This is a genomic window from Mesorhizobium sp. WSM4845 (genome assembly GCF_055811455.1).
In genome coordinates, this window is record NZ_JBVVQA010000004.1 from 58199 (window position 1) to 74438 (window position 16240).

At 61.1% G+C, this 16240-nt stretch carries 16 protein-coding genes and 1 tRNA gene; 9 read left to right on the forward strand and 8 right to left on the reverse strand.

Features of this window, described 5'->3' with window-relative positions; all coding sequences use genetic code 11:
* Positions 1 to 237 precede the first annotated feature (237 nt).
* Positions 238 to 813 (forward strand): DUF2726 domain-containing protein, encoded by a 576-nt coding sequence (locus AC0L2C_RS06215; RefSeq protein WP_473523087.1) that lies wholly within the window; start codon positions 238 to 240, stop codon positions 811 to 813.
* A 734-nt stretch (positions 814 to 1547) separates the two neighbouring features.
* Here the strand turns inward: AC0L2C_RS06215 and AC0L2C_RS06220 are convergent.
* Complete coding sequence (locus AC0L2C_RS06220) at positions 1548 to 1874, reverse strand: hypothetical protein (RefSeq protein WP_473522982.1); 327 nt, start codon at positions 1872 to 1874, stop codon at positions 1548 to 1550.
* A complete protein-coding gene (locus AC0L2C_RS06225; RefSeq protein WP_473522983.1) occupies positions 1871 to 2359 on the reverse strand; it encodes a phospholipase D family protein in 489 nt (162 codons plus the stop codon). The genes AC0L2C_RS06220 and AC0L2C_RS06225 overlap by 4 nt, the downstream gene beginning before the upstream one ends.
* A 138-nt stretch (positions 2360 to 2497) precedes the next feature.
* On the opposite strand from AC0L2C_RS06225, the gene AC0L2C_RS06230 reads away from it, so the two are divergent.
* The 3 genes from AC0L2C_RS06230 (at position 2498) to AC0L2C_RS06240 (ending at position 4969) form a co-directional block, all read left to right on the forward strand.
* Positions 2498 to 2830, forward strand: coding sequence for an AAA family ATPase (locus tag AC0L2C_RS06230; protein WP_473522984.1), 333 nt, complete (start codon positions 2498 to 2500; stop codon positions 2828 to 2830).
* Between the two features lie 44 nt (positions 2831 to 2874).
* Positions 2875 to 4107 (forward strand): ATP-dependent nuclease, encoded by a 1233-nt coding sequence (locus tag AC0L2C_RS06235; RefSeq protein ID WP_473522985.1) that lies wholly within the window; start codon positions 2875 to 2877, stop codon positions 4105 to 4107.
* A gap of 478 nt (positions 4108 to 4585) precedes the next feature.
* Positions 4586 to 4969 carry a hypothetical protein gene (locus tag AC0L2C_RS06240; RefSeq protein WP_473522986.1) on the forward strand — a complete coding sequence of 128 codons (384 nt, stop codon included), beginning with the start codon at positions 4586 to 4588 and terminating at the stop codon, positions 4967 to 4969.
* A 203-nt stretch (positions 4970 to 5172) separates the two neighbouring features.
* On the opposite strand, the gene AC0L2C_RS06245 is transcribed toward AC0L2C_RS06240, so the two are convergent.
* Positions 5173 to 5247 (reverse strand) — tRNA-Gly (locus tag AC0L2C_RS06245).
* Between the two features lie 248 nt (positions 5248 to 5495).
* On the opposite strand from AC0L2C_RS06245, the gene AC0L2C_RS06250 reads away from it, so the two are divergent.
* The 4 genes from AC0L2C_RS06250 (at position 5496) to AC0L2C_RS06265 (ending at position 8427) form a co-directional block, all read left to right on the forward strand.
* Complete coding sequence (locus AC0L2C_RS06250) at positions 5496 to 5993, forward strand: prolyl-tRNA synthetase associated domain-containing protein (RefSeq protein WP_473522987.1); 498 nt, start codon at positions 5496 to 5498, stop codon at positions 5991 to 5993.
* A gap of 92 nt (positions 5994 to 6085) precedes the next feature.
* Positions 6086 to 7084: a thioredoxin gene (gene trxA, locus AC0L2C_RS06255; RefSeq protein WP_473522988.1), complete on the forward strand. Its 999-nt coding sequence runs from the start codon at positions 6086 to 6088 to the stop codon at positions 7082 to 7084.
* Between the two features lie 166 nt (positions 7085 to 7250).
* A complete protein-coding gene (locus AC0L2C_RS06260) occupies positions 7251 to 7922 on the forward strand; it encodes an LON peptidase substrate-binding domain-containing protein (RefSeq protein ID WP_023802714.1) in 672 nt (223 codons plus the stop codon).
* Between the two features lie 265 nt (positions 7923 to 8187).
* Entirely contained in the window at positions 8188 to 8427 is a 240-nt protein-coding gene (locus tag AC0L2C_RS06265) for a Trm112 family protein (protein ID WP_023802715.1), read from the forward strand.
* Between the two features lie 37 nt (positions 8428 to 8464).
* On the opposite strand, the gene AC0L2C_RS06270 is transcribed toward AC0L2C_RS06265, so the two are convergent.
* The 3 genes from AC0L2C_RS06270 to AC0L2C_RS06280 are packed head-to-tail and all read right to left on the reverse strand — an operon-like array spanning position 8465 to position 14209.
* The gene (locus AC0L2C_RS06270; protein ID WP_473522989.1) at positions 8465 to 11743 is read right to left on the reverse strand and encodes an error-prone DNA polymerase; all 3279 of its coding nucleotides are present in this window, start codon (positions 11741 to 11743) and stop codon (positions 8465 to 8467) included.
* On the reverse strand, positions 11740 to 13212 hold the full coding sequence (locus AC0L2C_RS06275; RefSeq protein WP_128170055.1) for a DUF6504 family protein: 1473 nt from the start codon (positions 13210 to 13212) through the stop codon (positions 11740 to 11742). Before AC0L2C_RS06275 ends, AC0L2C_RS06270 begins: the two co-directional genes overlap by 4 nt.
* Positions 13154 to 14209, reverse strand: coding sequence for an ImuA family protein (locus AC0L2C_RS06280; protein ID WP_128170056.1), 1056 nt, complete (start codon positions 14207 to 14209; stop codon positions 13154 to 13156). Before AC0L2C_RS06280 ends, AC0L2C_RS06275 begins: the two co-directional genes overlap by 59 nt.
* 173 nt (positions 14210 to 14382) lie before the next feature.
* Here AC0L2C_RS06280 and AC0L2C_RS06285 point away from each other — a divergent pair, with 173 nt between their 5' ends.
* A complete protein-coding gene (locus tag AC0L2C_RS06285; protein ID WP_023802719.1) occupies positions 14383 to 14805 on the forward strand; it encodes a metallopeptidase family protein in 423 nt (140 codons plus the stop codon).
* Positions 14806 to 15032: 227 nt separating this feature from the next.
* Here AC0L2C_RS06285 and AC0L2C_RS06290 read toward each other — a convergent pair whose 3' ends face one another.
* Positions 15033 to 15239, reverse strand: coding sequence for a DUF1737 domain-containing protein (locus tag AC0L2C_RS06290; protein WP_023804277.1), 207 nt, complete (start codon positions 15237 to 15239; stop codon positions 15033 to 15035).
* A 26-nt stretch (positions 15240 to 15265) separates the two neighbouring features.
* Positions 15266 to 16144, reverse strand: a complete 879-nt coding sequence (locus AC0L2C_RS06295; RefSeq protein ID WP_031257179.1) for an HpcH/HpaI aldolase/citrate lyase family protein — start codon at positions 16142 to 16144, stop codon at positions 15266 to 15268.
* Between the last annotated feature and the right edge of the window lie 96 nt (positions 16145 to 16240).

A 16240-nucleotide genomic window follows, 5' to 3' on the forward strand; every position in this document is an offset into this window, starting at 1 on the left:
GCACCAACAAGCTTCGCGGCCCGGCACCCTAACCCTTGCAGGAGTATGCTGGAGCTGATTGGCGCGCAGCTCCAACCTTAAAGTCAAACGCTCCGCTCCCTGGTGTTTTCTCGTCAGTCGTGGCTTATTACAAGAACCCGCGTCCAGTAAGATTACCGGCATGCCCCCCGAGATTATTGGTTGGTCGAAGAGCCACATCTGCTGATCGCCGTTCTCTTGGTCGGCGCCTTTGGTGGTATGGCCGTCGAGCGGTTCTGTTCAAAGATACGACGGCAGGCGTGGCGGGAAAAGAACCGTTGGCGCTGGGACAGGAAGCGCGATTGGAGCAAAATAGATAACAGGCCGTTAGCGCCGAAGCCTGATCCAGTCACTCCAAAACAACCCGACGCTGCTGACCAATTACGCATCGTTATGGGGGCTCACTTCACGATACAGCCGCTCCTCAACAAGAGCGAAGCGCGCGTATTCCGGGAGCTCGACACCATAGTGATAGGCTGCAATCCCGGATGGCAGGTGATGGCACAAGTATCGTTAGGCGAAATTCTGCGCAGCAAGGACGCGGACGCCTACCGTTGCATCAACTCGAAACGGGTCGACCTGCTTCTGGTGAACGAGGACTGCCAGCCCCGACATGCGATCGAATACCAAGGCGGCGCCCATCACCAAGGTCTCGCCGCAGCGCGCGATGCTGTCAAGAAGGAGGCCCCACGAAGGGCAGGGATCGGTTATCACGAGGTTGTTGCCGGGCACACCACTCCTTCCGAGCTCAGGCGGCTGGTCGAGAAACTCGTAGACAAGCCAAAGGACGGCTGAGTATCTGCTACGCCAGGCTGAGTAGAGCTAAACACTATGTGCCCTGAAATCATTATCGCGGGAGATCGATCCGTTGCCAGCGATGCCGATCGGCGACGTACCGCCCTGTGCGTTAGCGAAGGCAGCGAGCGTCTCTATGGTTACGCCTTCCGGGACCCTAGTACGCATCAAACCGTTCAATCACACGTGCACCGTGACGTCGTGTCCCAAAGAACGCAAATACGGCCGTTGCGCGGTGGAAATTGGTTCGGCAGGGCCCAGCCTACTAGCTCGCCCATCGCGCTAATGCCGAAGTTTTCAATTCTTAACTTTGGGTCGTGCAAAGCATCCCACATGCGGCTAGGCAGTTCCTTCGCAGGGCCGCCGTAAAGTACATAATTCAAGGTCGCCACCGGTGACGGCCCACCTCTCTCTGGCTGCTTATAGATGTGTTTGGCCAAAGCGATCACTTTTTCGGACATGTTGTAAGGAGGGCCCTCCTGAAGACCCACCGCCCGGTTTGACACTCGGCGCGCGTATTCTATTGCAGCGTGGATGTGGGACAGAATCTCAGCAAATTCGCCCTCCGTAGTCGCCATGATGCGCTCGGCGCTTAGCATCTGACGAAGATATGGTGCCCACTTGTTAAGAGTGAGGTCTTCACCGTTTGGAGCTGACTTAAGAGATCGCCACCAAGACAAGGCTGTCTCTTCAGCCAAGCCGGGGTTTGTTTGGTGGCTTTTAAAATGCGTCTCTTAATCGGCTCGCCGACCATCGAACGTATTTTGATAGTAGTGCGCATGGAGAAACTGGTCAGCCTGAGCGCCCCAAGGTGCATCCTTGGCGACCCAACTTGGTCTATTCTCATCGGCGGAAACTTTTGCGGCCAGATCGCGGAGGAGTTGAAGCGTCTGCATCCACTCATTCAGAAACGCATCTCTCCTGAGGTCGAGGGCGGCTTTGCCTGAAACGTTCCCAAGCCCCTCCCATGGCTGCACGTAGTCGGTGTTCCAAAATTTCTTTGCAGCTTCGCGATCAATTGCGGCCTGTTTGTCCAAGGCGGCAGATCGTTGCTCGATCAAAGCGTAAAGCTCGTCGGTAAGTGGAGACGAGTGGGCATGAACAGCTTGGAAAAACAATTCAAGTTCCAGAGCCTTGTTGTCGCATACCAACTCGTCGCCGTGAGGAAAACACCGACTTCGACATTCTTCCACCAAGCAGACTGGCTTAGATTAGCAGAACCGATGTAGACTCCAAATCCTCTCCACCAAATCACCTTTGGATGAAACTGTCTGACGAGTCTGCAAACGTAGTTTGGGGATTTGCGATCAAGGAAACGTTTAAGGATGTGTGGACTGATCGGGACGCCCTCATCAAAGCGCCCCCAAAACCGAAGAGGAATATCTCGCTTCCAACACCACTCAAAAAGAAGATCTTGGTCTGAAACATACGCTACGGCCGCGTCCACCCGTTCGGTCAGATTGGAGCCGTTTTTCAGTTCGGCCGCCGCGCTTTCAAGAATGTTTCGCAGGTAGCTCCCGTTGAGCCCGTTTAAAACCATCTTCAATTTGTCGTCCCCCGCCATCGCTTTCGTAGGACGCTAACCTTTACAAGTATAAGTTAATGGTCCGCCCATGCGACCGACATAAGTCGGACAGCGGCTGATCGCCGAGGCGGGTATGTTCAACTTCGAGGGTGCGATACGATGCCTGTCGATTACAGATTGTCGAAAGTCGTAATCAAAAATTTTCGCGGAATCGATTATTTTGAGCTCGAACTGCAACCAGGGTTTCCAACTGTCCTAATCGGAACTAACAACGCCGGTAAAACTACAGTGCTTAACGCCATTGCTTTGGCGTTTCACCAAGCCGAGTTCTACAATTGGTCGCCCGCCGAAACTGACTACTCTGCGATTCGACGGGCAGCCGGTCAAAAGAATTTTTGGTTCAAGTCCATTTTCAAGCTGGCGGTGAACTGGCGCTGCCTGCCGTCCGGACAATCGGTGATGCAACGTTCGTTCACGGAGTCCAAGTCGTAGGTAAGACCAGCAGGGACGGCATTTTCAGCCATACTCGAACGCTGTTGGGAAAGGACGGTAAGTCCATCACGCTCAATCTTCGAACAAAGCAATCTGAGGCCGATAGGAAGGCCCTGGTCGATCAAAATGTCGGCTGGAAAACAGTGAACGCGAAGATAGACGAAGTCCGCGACCATCTGCCGGAAACCTGGTTCTTCAAGCCGGAGGACATAGAGGCTTCCCTTTACATCTGGAAGACCGGCCCGCTCGCGAAGCTGTCGAGGCATTTGGCAGAGCGGTTCATGAGCGACAGTTGGGAGATGGAGACCGTGAACGGTGATAAGCGGGAGATGCCAGCTACATTGGAGAATGGGTATCGGTTCTTCCAGCAAATTGTTGAGGCATTTCCCTTCTGGAAGGATGTCATGAAACCGGATCTGGAGAGGGTCTTCAGCGGCTACGTCGGGGGGGCAGCCCGCATTGATCTTAAGACCAGCACTCAGTCGATCAAGGATTGGCTAGCGCAGCAGCTAATGATCTCGATGGCAACGGATCCGGAGAGCGCTCCAACGCCATTGCGAAGTATGGGCGACGGTTGGCAGAGTGTTATCCGTCTCGCTGCCCTGGAAGCCTTAACTCTTTACCCCGAGCTGATCCGAGAGCGAGTAGTTCTTTTGCTCGAAGAGCCAGAGACGCACCTGCATCCGCACCTTCGTCGAAAAATACGGAAAACCCTCGGCGACCTGGCGACGAAGGGATGGACCATTATCTACACTACGCACTCTTCCGAGCTTGTGTCATTCGAGGACAAGATGGCTATAACCCGCCTCGTCCGCACCAAAGGTAGCGTGTCGATGAGGACCGTCTACACGGACAAGATTGAAGCGCCGGCCAAACTTCAGTCCAAGCTTGACGACAATGGCTCCCACGACTTCCTTTTTGGAACGGCAGCAGTGTTCTGCGAAGGTCCATCCGATACCTTCAGCTTGAAATACGGAATGGAAAAGCTGGGCTTTGATCTTGATGGCCATGCGGTAAGCATCACCTTGTGTGGCAGCTGCACCGCCATTCCCTCGTTCGCCTACATCGCGTCCGCGCTGGGGATTCGCTGGTGTGCCTTGACTGACGAGGACCGGCTGCCCGACCAAACCGTTAAGCCGCAGATGGTGCGGCAGCGCGCGAATATTGAGAAGCACCGCACATCCTCTGACGCGCAGGTCATGTGGAAAGTCGATCTTGAAACTAGCCTGGGGATACTCAAAGGCGGAGCAAACTCTCGAATATCTTCGAGAAGCTGAACCTACCTGGATGGACGACGGACTTCCCAAAGTTCAAAGCGACACTGTCTGAGATCGCGACCTGGGTCGATCCTGAAATAAGGGTGTAGCTGAGGCAGCCGCGGATAGTTGCCCTTCTGCGCAGGCTCAGGTCCAGGCTGCCGGCAAAAGGTTCGGACACAAGAGTGCGCAAAGTCGAGGCTGTCAAGAAATCCAATGTGCTAGGCAGCCATTGTTTGCGAAAGTTGGCGTAGCCTTGAGAGGGGTTAGGGATGTGGCAATGGCTGTCAGAACTACAGGGTGCGCAAGCGAGCTTGCTAGGCTCGTTTGCCGGCTTTTTGTTCGGTATCTGCGCGCTTGTCGTCGGCGCACTCGTCAATTTTCGGCTAAACCGCAGAAGGGATGCCCTGCTTCGTGGGAGGAAGCCGACTCGGTCGCTGCGGCCCTATACGGCGAGATCGTCCTCATTAGGAAGGAATTAGCACGAACGGCCAACATCGTGGCGAAGACTGAAATGAGAGGTGGTACGTTCGACAAACACTTCCTCGAGTTGACCCGACTTCAAGAGCCGTTGCTCTACAAGGCGCTCGCAAACAAATTGGGCCTGCTTGCCCCGGAGGTGGTTCTGGCAATTACCGACTTCCATGGCAATGTTGAACTCGCACGCGGCTGGCTTCCCCAGCTGGTAGAAAGTGATGATCGCAAGTTCAGCTACAGTCCGCTTACCGTCCTGGAGCCGGCAATAAAGGCGATCGATGGCGTTAAGCCGACGCTGGATCATATCGCCAAAACAATGCGAATTGGACCGCCAGAAGATGATTTCGATCTCAGCAATCCCTATGCAATCGCCGAAAATGAAAGGGAAAAATTTGTAGAGAGATAGGCGCAATCTGTGGCAAAGGCGCACTTCAGGGAGACCTGGTGACGTCGCGATCCCATACGACTTCTTAGCTTCGCGAACTCGTAACCGCGCGGTAACCATGGCCTTCTGAGCTGCCTAAGCCAACTGCGATTTCGACAACCCCGAAAACGAAAAAGCCGCGGCGAACCGCGGCTTTTCGATGGCTTGATTCCCCTTGGGGAAACTGGAGCGGGTGAAGCGATTCGAACGCTCGACCCCAACCTTGGCAAGGTTGTGCTCTACCCCTGAGCTACACCCGCTCGCGCGGCGTTTGGGCCGCAAGCCGAGCCTATATGGCTGAAGGGCGCGGCGATTGCAACAGGGAAGTCGCAGGTTTTTTGGCCGCACCCGGCGACGTAAACGAGCCTTCCCAGCGCGGATGGGAATGCAATCGGCAGCCTTGCTGCGCAATGGTCTTGTCTCGGCCGCGTCATTGGCCGTAAACGGCATGATCCAACCACGACAACAAGCCAAACCGCAACAACAAGAAAGTCCGACAAGAAACGACATGGCGAAAACCGAAGCCGAGCTTTTCGCCTTTCTCGCCGATCTCGGGATCGAGGTCTCGACGCTCCGCCATCCGCCGCTGTTCACGGTCGCCGATTCGCAGGCGCTGCGCGGGGAAATCGCCGGCGGGCATACCAAGAATCTGTTCCTCAAGGACAGGAAGGACAATTTCTTCCTGGTCAGCGTCGCTGAGGAGGCGGTGGTCGATCTCAAGCAGATCCACCAAATCATCGGCGCCGCCGGGCGCGTTTCCTTCGGCAAGCCGGAGATGCTGATGGAGCTTCTCGGCGTCGTACCGGGTGCGGTCACCGTGTTCGGCTTGATCAATGATACGCAGTTGCGGGTCAAGGTCGTTCTCGACCAGGAGTTGATGCGCCATGCCGTCATCAACGCCCATCCGCTGACCAACGAGGCAACGACATCGATCGCCGCCGCCGACCTGGTCAAATTCGTCGAGGCAACCGGGCATGATGCTGTTATCTTGAAAGTCACGGCATGATCGCCACATGGATGACGACAAACCGGCTTCTGAGTGAGAATTAAGGATGTTGCGCCGGGCTGGCGGCCGGGCGGCGACCGAAAGGGCACGAGATGAGCGACAACAATCAATTTGGCGGCCCGTTTGGCAGCAATGCCGGACAGTATGCCACCACTGAGCAGTATGGCGGCACTGACGCCACCCCCGCGAAAGTGGCGCTTGGCGACCCGCCTGTCGCTGCCGACGTCATCAAGGAGACGACGACCGCCACATTTGCCGCCGACGTCATCCAGGAATCGCGCCGTCAGCCGGTGCTCGTCGATTTCTGGGCGCCATGGTGCGGGCCCTGCAAGCAACTGACGCCGCTGCTGGAAAAGGCGGTCACCGCCGCCGGCGGCAAGGTCAAGCTGGTCAAGATGAACATCGACGACCATCCTTCGATCGCCGGACAGCTCGGCATCCAGTCGATACCGGCAGTCATCGCATTCAAGGACGGCCAGCCGGTCGACGGTTTTATGGGGGCCATTCCCGAGAGCCAGATCGCCGCCTTCATCCAGAAGGTCGGCGGCAAGGGCAATGGTGCGCCGCAGGTGGCCGAGGCGCTTGCCGCGGCCGCGGAGGCGCGCGCCGCCGGCGATGTGCATACCGCGGCGGACATTTTCGACGCGATCCTGGAACAGGCGCCGGAGACGATCGAAGCGATTGCCGGGCTGGGCGATCTGCTGTTCGAGGCCGGCGATGCCGAGGGCGCCGAAGCCGTGCTGGCGCGGGCGCCGGAAGCAAAAAAGGATGCGCCGCCGCTCGCCGCGGTGCGCGCCAAGATGGCGCTCGCCGTGCAGGCACAAGCACTTGGCAATCCGGCCGAGCTCGAGCGCCGCCTGGCTGAGAACCCCGGGGATCATCAGGCACGTTTCGAGCTTGCCATGATCCAGAACGCCAACGGCGAGCGCATGGCCGCAGCCGACAATCTGCTGGCGATCGTCAAAGCCGATCGCTCGTGGAACGACGACGGCGCCAAGACGCAGTTGCTGCAGTTCTTCGAGGCATGGGGCATGACCGACGAGGCAACGCTGGCGGCGCGGCGCAAATTGTCGTCGCTGCTGTTTTCCTGAGCGCAGCCTCAAGCTGTTTTTGCGTGACGGTCTTGCGGTCGGCGACGGCTGCGCCAGATTAGGAGGCCTGACCGATCCGTTCTTCGCCTGGTGACGATTTTGCGCCAGGTTGCTAAGGGATGGGCGGGCTTGATGCGCTTCTTGAGGGAGCGAGCGGAGGTTTGACGTGCAGGCGGGAAACGCGCATTACCGGCTCGATACGGATTTCCCGCCGACGGTGCCGATCTTCCCGCTTGAAGGCGCCTTGCTGCTGCCGGGCGGCCGCATGCCGCTCAACATTTTCGAGCCGCGCTATCTGGAGATGGTGGACGAGGCGATCGCCGGACCGCGGCTGATCGGCGTCATACAGCCCAGCCTCGACGGCGCGCGGCGTGCCGACGGCGAGCCGGCGCTTTGCAATGTCGGCTGCGCCGGACGCATCATCGCGCTTTCCGAGAGCGGCGACGGCCGCTACCTGATTTCGCTGCAAGGTGTGTGCCGGTTCCGCATCGTGCAGGAGCTTGCGGTCAAGACGCCCTTCCGCCAGTGCCGGTTTGCGCCCTTTCTCACCGATCTCGACGAAGATCAGGCGGAGGCCGAGATCGACCGGCCGGCGCTGCTCAAGGCATTTCGCGCCTATTTGCAGGCCAACGATCTTGAAGCCGACTGGGAAAGCGTCAGCCGCGCCGAAAACGCCATGCTGGTCAATGCGCTGTCGATGATGGCTCCCTACGGGCCGGCCGAGAAACAGGCGCTGCTCGAAGCGGCGGACCTGAAGACACGCGCCGAAACGCTGATCGCCATCACCGAAATGGCGCTGGCACGCGAAAACGAGGATTTCGGCTCGAGTTTGCAGTAGGCAAAGTAAAAGGAACGCTGGGACTAAGCCAATTGCGGAAGTCGGCGCCGCCCCTCATCGCCCTGCCGGGCACTTCTCCCCGTATAGGGACGGGGAGAAGGGGCTTTCGGCAGCCTTGGCGGACGTTCTGCAACGCGGGTGATTGGCGAAACCATCGATGAGAGCGTCCCTCTCCCCGTCACTATACGGGGAGAGGATGCCGGCAGGCAGGTGAGGGGCAGCGTCAACGCACGAAGACTGAGGACGAACGAGAGGACTGGCAAAAATGGTGGACGGGCGTGAGGGAAAGAAGGTCAATGTCGATCCCAAGCTGCTGGAATTGCTGGCCTGCCCGCTGACCAAGGGTCCGCTTAGCTGGGATCCGGAGCGCGGCGAGCTCATCTCGAGGGTCGCGCGGCTTGCCTATCCGGTGCGTGACGGCATTCCGATCATGCTGCCTTCGGAGGCACGCTCGCTCCCCTTCGACGACGGATTGCCGCCGCCGCGGTTGGGTGGGCCGTCCTGAAGCGTGGTGATCCTTCGCTGTCCCGCCGACACATCCCCTATTGAAAATTGCGCCCCTTGGGCATAACCCTTTCTGCCTTCCCCGCGATGTCCTGCCGGTCGTTTTGCACGACAGGGACATCGGGCTTCTCCTGCAAAAGCACGGACAGCCAGGGTGTCAGGTCCTCGACCTTCTCGGCGACGATGTGGATGACGTCCGATTCCGACTGCAGTTTGCCGGTGACGCGGACCAGCCGCGCGCCCATGACAATGGGCCGGTAGCGGTTGAAGGTTCTTTCCCAAAAAATGACGTTGGCGACCGCCTGCTCGTCTTCCAGCGTCAGGAAAATCGCTTTGGCGTTACCCGGCCGCTGCCGCACCAGGACAAGGCCGGCGACCGAAACGCGCTTGCCGTCCCGAACCTGGCCGAGGCGCGCATTGGGGGTGACGCCGGAACGGTCCAGCCGCTGGCGCAGAAAGGCCAACGGATGCGCCTTCAGCGACAGGCCGAGCGAACGGTAGTCGTGGACGACGTGCTCGCCGAGCGGCATTGTCGGCAGCCTGGTCTCGGGTTCGAGATCGCGCAAGCGGATCGCCGGCCGGTCGAACAGCGGCAGGGTCTCCGTGGCACTCCTGCCGTCGAGCGCGCGGACCGCCCACAGGGCGTCGCGGCGGTCGAGGCCGAGCGAACGGAAAGCGTCGGCTTGCGCCAGCTTCTCGATCTCGTCGACGTGGAGGCCCGAGCGCAGCCAGACATCGCGAACGGATGCGTAGCCGTCGCCACGTCTGGCGACAAACACCTCCATGCGCTCTTTCGACAGGCCCTTGACCTGGCGAAAACCCAGCCGGACGGCATGGCTGGTCCGGATGATGCCGCGCATTTCGGCATGGCGGTCGAGGATGCCGGCCGGGTCGAAAGGCACTTCCTCCAGCGCGCAATCCCAACCGGAAAAATTGACGTCGACCTCGCGGATTTCGACGCCATGGTCGCGCGCGTCGCGGACAAGCTGAGCCGGCTGATAAAACCCCATCGGCTGGGAATTCAGGATCGCGGCGCAGAACACGTCGGGATAGAAGGTCTTGAACCAGCAGGAGGCATAGACCAGCAGGGCGAAGGAGGCGGCATGGCTTTCGGGAAAGCCATATTCGCCAAAACCCTCGATCTGCTTGAAGCAGCGCTCGGCGAAGTCCTTCTCGTAACCCCGCAAAATCATGCCGTCGACCATCCGCTTGCGATAATTGCCGATCGTGCCGGTGCGCTTGAAGGTGGCCATGGCGCGGCGCAGTTCATCGGCCTCGCCCGGCCTGAAGCCGCCGGCGACAATGGCGATCTTCATCGCCTGCTCCTGGAACAGCGGCACGCCCAGCGTCCTGCCGAGTATCTCTTCCAGTTCCGGCTTGGGATATTCGGGCCTTTCCTTGCCCTGCCGGCGGCGCAGATAGGGGTGGACCATGTCGCCCTGGATCGGGCCGGGCCGCACGATCGCCACCTCGATGACGAGGTCATAGAATGTTTTCGGCCTGAGCCGCGGCAGCATCGACATCTGGGCGCGCGATTCGATCTGGAAGACGCCGATCGTGTCGGCGCGGCAGATCATGTCGTAGACATGTTTGTCCTCGGCAGGGAGGGTGGCCAGCACATAGGGCCGGCCAAAATCATCGCGCGCATCGGGATAATGATCTTCAAGCAGCGTGAAGGCGCGCTGCAGGCAGGTCAGCATGCCGAGCGCCAGCACGTCGACTTTCAGGATTTTCACCGCGTCGAGATCGTCCTTGTCCCACTCGACCATCTTGCGTTCGTCCATCGCCGTCTTGATGATGGGCACGATCTCGTCGAGCCGGTCCCTGGTGATGACGAAGCCGCCGACATGCTGCGACAGATGACGGGGAAAGCCCATGATCTCGTTGGCGCATTCGATCACCTGCCTTGTCGACGGATCGGTTTGATCTAGGCCGCCGGCCCCGGTCTCCTTTTCGCCGAGCTCCGAGGTCGACCAGCCCCAGATCGAGCTGGACAGCGCGCTCCTGACATCGTCCGACAGGCCCATCGCCTTGGCCACTTCGCGCATCGCCGAGCGGCCCCGGTAGCTGACGACGGCCGCGGCAAGCGCGGTGCGCTTGGCGCTGTATTTCGAGTAGATATACTGGATGACCTCTTCGCGCCTTTCATGCTCGAAATCGACATCGATGTCGGGCGGCTCGTTTCTTTCCTCGGAAATGAAACGCTCGAAAAGCGAATCGATCCGCTCGGGCCCCACTTCGGTGATGCCGATGCAATAGCAGACCACCGAGTTGGCCGCGGAGCCACGTCCCTGGCAGAGTATGCCCTGGCTGCGGGCGAATTTGACGATGTCGTAGACTGTCAGGAAATAGCGCGCATAATTCAGGCGCTCGATCAAAGCGAGTTCTTCGCGGATGCGCCTGGTCACATCGGCGGGAACGCCCGAGGGGTAGCGTATCGCGGCTCCCTCCAGAGCCAGCCTTTCCAGTTCGGCCTGGGGCCCGAGGCCCGATTCCGTCGGTTCGTCGGGATAGTTGTATTGGAGGTCACTGAGAGAGAAGCTCAATTCGCCGGCAAAGTGCTGGGTTTGCGCCAGTGCCTGCGGATGCCGCCGGAACAGCCGCGCCATCTCCATTGGCGGCTTCAAATGGCGCTCGGCATTGGCCGCCAGTTCCAGCCCGGCTTCGGCAACAGGCACGTTGAGGCGGATCGCCGTCAGCACGTCCTGCAACCGGCGCCGTTCGGACGTATGGTAAAGAACGTCGTTGGTCGCCATCAGCGGAATGCCTGATGCCTCGGCCATGGCAGCCGCCTGCTCGATACGGTAGCGGTCGTTGCCGTGATAATCCGGCGAAACGGCAAGCCGCAGGGTCTTGCCGAAGCGATCTTTCAGGCGGCTGATCAGCCTGAGGTGATCCTCGGCCGGCGTCGACAGATCGGGCAGGATCGCCAGCGACATGCGATCGCCCCATTCGAAAAGGTCGTCGCGATAGAGCAGCGGTGCGCCCTTTTCGCTGTCGTCGCGCATATTGGCCTGCGTCAGCATGCGGCACAGATGGCCCCAGCCCTTGCGGTCCTGCGGATAGGCGAGAACGTCGGGCGTGCCATCGCAAAAAACCAGGCGGCAGCCGGGATGACAGGAAAGACCTTCCACCTTGGCCTGCTGCCAGGCGCGCACGACGCCAGCCACCGTGTTGCGGTCGGCAAGCCCGATCGACGAAAAGCCCAAAAACTTTGCCGCGACCACCAGCTCCTCCGGTTTCGAGGCGCCGCGCAGGAACGAGAAATTCGACTGGATGCCGAATTCGGCATAGGGGACGACCGCCAGCGCATTCATGCGAAGACCCCATGCATGAACCAGCGCGGCGCCGCCTGCGAGGCGCCGTAGAGACCCTGGCGATAAAGCCAGTAACGGCGGCCGTCGCTATCCTCGATGCGGAAATAATCCCGGGTCGCTTCCTGCCCCGCTGCCTCCCGCCACCATTCCGGGGCGATGCGTTCCGGCCCTTCGGCGCGCGCCACCCGGTAGAGCGCGCGCCGCCAGCGGAAGTTCAGCGGCGGTCCTTCAGGCATTTCGGTGGCCGGCACCTCGATCGGTTCGGGCGAACGGAACAGCCGGATCGGCCGTTCCGGCCGCAAGACAGGCCTGGAAGTGTCTTGTATCTTGTCCGGCTGCTTCGGCGCAGAGACCCTTTGCGGCGCCTCCGCATAGGGAAGCATGGCGACGACGCGCTCGGGCAGATGACTCTCGACGGCGACCGGTTTCAAAACCGCGCTGTCGCCGAGCCGGGCGCGGATGCGGTCGGCGAAAAGCGCGATGTCGGCGCCGTCGTCGCGCGTCTCGCCGGTCAGATCCGCCTGCTGCATGTCGAAGGCCGCGGCCGACAGCACCGAGAGGCGCACGAGATCGAAGCCATAGCCGGCATCGATGTCCTGTTCGAGCGCGGCAAGCCTCTCGTGGAACAATTTCTGGATCAGCAACGGCTCGCGCAACGGCCGCGAGGTGCCGACGGCGATGCGGCTGACGGCCCCGTCGACGCGGAAAAGCAGCAGCGCCAGCCTTCTTGCGCCCTCGCCGCGGCGCTCGAGGTCCGCCTTCAATGTCGTCGCCAGCATTTTCACCAGCCGCTCTATTTCGTCGGTCAGCATGATCGGTTCGGCGAGATGGCGTTCGACCGAAAGCGGCGCCACCGGCAGGCGCGGCGACACCGCCTCGTCGAGGCGGCCGAGCGCCTGGTCGAGACGCAAAAGCAGCGATCTGCCGAAGCGGCGGGCGAGCGGCGCGCGCGGTGCTGCCATGACGGCGCCCGCCGTGCGCAGGCCGACGCTTTCCAGGCTGGCGCGGATGTCAGGCTCGATGCGCAGCGCCGTCAGCGGCAAGGGTGCGAGAAGCGCCTCCTCCTCGCCACCGGGGACGATGCGATCACCAGAAAACCGCGCTGCCGCCCAGGCTGCACCTGGTGTGGCGGCAAGGCCGGCGCGGACATCGAAACCCTGATGGAAAAAGCGCGACAGGATGTCGTCCAGCATCGCCCGTTCGCCGCCGAAAAGATGGGTGCAGCCGGTGACGTCGAGGAACAGGCCATCGGCTGCGTCGATCGCCACCAGCGGGGTGTAGCGGTCGCACCAGTCGGCGAGGCTTTCGAGCAGGCGGCGGTCGGCCTCGGGATCGGCTTCCACGACGTCGATCGACGGATGCATGGCGCGCGCGTCGGCTATGCCCATGCCGCGCTTCAGATGAAGCGCCTCAGCCCGCTCGTCGAGGGCGGCGATGCGCTGCGCGTTCGCCTGGCGATGGCTGATCACCAGCGGCAGGTGATCCGACGGCCGCGAACGCCAGGACCGCCCCAGACGCTGGCGCAGGATCCTTTCCGCGGCGAGATGCGGAAACCACAGGGACAGGATTCGCTGCCCGTTCTTGCCGTCTTTCCCCGGCCCTTCTTTCCTCGAAACTGCGTTCATCGGGGTTCCACTCCAGTGTGAATTGTCCTGGCAAGGCGGTGCGGCTCTTGCCGATGCTGACGGTGAAGGCGGAACGGCCGATCGAGCCGGCGAGCGGCCCGGCGATCGTCTGGCGTGGTGCCGACGGCGCCGCCGACAGGACGAGGCGGACGGGTGCCGCCGTCGGCTCGGGTTCGCCGGCCTGGCGCAGCAAAAACACCGGCCCGCCGGCGCTCTGTGCCCGGGCGTGCAGCCGCCGCGTCGCGGTGAGGTCCAGCCGCTGCGGACTGCCGCGGATTTCGAGGATGACGGCGGCGAGCGCCGTCATCCGGGCGGCCTCCTCGGCGGTCCACAGCGCATCGAGGAGCCTTGGCGCCTCGGAAAACAGCAATTGCTCCGGCTCGATGCCGAAAAGGCGATGAAGTCCTGTGGCATAGGGGAAGCCGGCCTCGCGGAAGATTTCCGCGGTGCCGATCCACAGGACCGGCAGTCGCGGCCCCTGTTTGAGGATCAGGCTGACGAGCGACAGGGCGAAGCCGGCGACGGCCCCGGCATCGCGGGTCGCGGCGCCATGGATCTCGCTCAGCGCCGCCTTCGGCAGGCCGCCGCCGAGCGCAGTATCGAGATCTTCGGCGCCGGTGCGCAGAAACGCATCGGGCGGCGCCACGGCGAGGCCGCGGCGGACGATTGTCAGATTTTTGGGCGTGATTTTTTTGGGCGTGACATCAGCTGTTGGATTCCGGGGCGCATCAACGGGGGCTGCGGCCGGCGCCTGCAGGCGCTCGGGCAGCGTTCCCTCGATCTTCGCGATCTGGCGGCGCAGGGCAAAAACAGTCTCCCGCGCCACGGCGCTTGTCGCCATGACGGTCAGCTTCCACTCACAATTGTTCCTGTTATGTTCTAATAGATTCCAGAGGGCGGCCGAAGAGTCAAGCGGAGTCATGGGGAATTTATTCCTGTCAGCGAAAGGCGGCAACCCGGCTAATTGCCGAGTCCGGCGCGAAAGCCTATATGCCGGGATCAGAAGGACAAAGCATGGCCCGCATCTACAAAACCCGTACCTGGCACGACGAGCTTTCGCCGTCGATGGAGGAAATGGAGTTCCTGGCGCTAGAAGCTTACGCCCATCTGCCGGAGGAGTTTCGCAAGCTGACCGGCGAGATCGTCATCCAGATCGCCGAATTCCCGACCGACGAAATCATGGACGACCTGTCGCTGGAAACGCCTTTCGACCTGCTCGGCCTGTTCGAGGGGCGCGGCATCGCCGAGCGCTGGAATCCGCAGACCGGCGAGGGGCCGAACCGCGTCACGCTCTACCGCCGCGCCATCCTCGACTACTGGGCCGAGAACGAGGAGACGCTGGGCGATATCGTCACCCATGTGCTGATCCACGAGATCGGCCACCATTTCGGCCTGTCGGACGATGATATGGAGCGGATCGAAGAGGCGGCCGAGTAAAGGGATCGACGTCTCATTCCTTCGCGGCCCCCCTCTGTCCTGCCGGACATCTCCCCCTCAAGGGGGGAGACTGGCAGCTTTGGCCCGCACCGCACACCCTGCAACTCTGAAGATTGGCGAAAGCCGATGCGACATCCGATCTCCCCCCTTGAGGGGGGAGATGTCCGGCAGGACAGAGGGGGTGCTGGCCCGCCGACATCTGGAAGATGTTTATGCTCGATGCGATGTCACCAATCGCTGAGCTTGGTGCCAGGGCCGTATTCCTGGCCCTCGACATCCTTCACCACGGCCTGGCCGCAGCGCATGACCTTGGTCTGCTTGTCGTAGGAATAGGTTGGCGAGCCGAACAGGTGCCAGCCCTTGTTCAGCGCCGCCGTCACCTTGTGGCAGAAGCTGGAATCGTCCGGGCCGGACAGAAAGCGGTAGAGTTTCATTTTTCATTCCTGTGATAAGTTGCCAATCATGCCGCGCTGGCGGCCGCCTTCGCCAGCAGTTTCTCGGCCTGCGCCAGATGCAGCCGCTCGAGCATTTTTCCGTTCAGCGCAATGACTTGCCTGCCGGCATTTTCGGCAAGCGCGAAGGCCTCCTTGACCGCACGCGCCTCGGCCACGGCTTCGGCAGATGGTGCAAAGGCGCGGTTTGCGGCATCGATCTGGGCCGGGTGGATCAGCGATTTGCCGTCGAACCCCATGGCGGCTGCTTCCGTGCATTCGCGCGCAAAAGCGTCCAGATCACGAAAATCGTTGAAGACACCGTCGAGCAGGTCGAGGCCACCGGCGCGTGCTGCGAGTACCATCTGCATCAGCCATGGCGTGAGATAGCGCCGGTCGGGCGTAGCGAGAATGCCGGTGTCCTTGACCAGGTCGTTCGTTCCGGCAACGAAACAGACCAGCCGCGAGGCCGGATCGCGGCAAAGCTCGGCAATCGGGCCGATGTTGAGCAGCGCCTTGGGCGTCTCGATCATCGCCCACAGCTTCACCGCGTCGGGTGAAAAATTGTCGTCGAGGACGTCGCCGGCTTCCAGGACGTCGCGCGGCGTGTCGACCTTGGGCAGCAGGATGGCGTCGGGCTCGCAGCTTGCCGCCGCCAGCAAGTCCTTGGCGCCCCATTCGCTGGAGAGCGGGTTGATGCGCACGACCATTTCGCAGCGCAGGTTTGCGCGGTGAGCGAAAATATCAGCCAGTTTTTCGCGCGCAAAAACCTTATCGGCCGGGGCGACGGCATCTTCGAGATCGATGATGACGGCATCGCAGGCCAGCGACGAGATCTTGGCCAGCGCCTTGTCATTCGAGGCCGGGACGTAAAGCACCGAGCGGCGCGGGCGGCAGGTTTCAGTCATGCCTGATCTATGCCGCCTGGAGGCGATCGAAGCAAGCACACAGGGCAATCGCTTCGGGCAGTCATAGCTTGCATTGGATGCAAGCCAATCATCGAA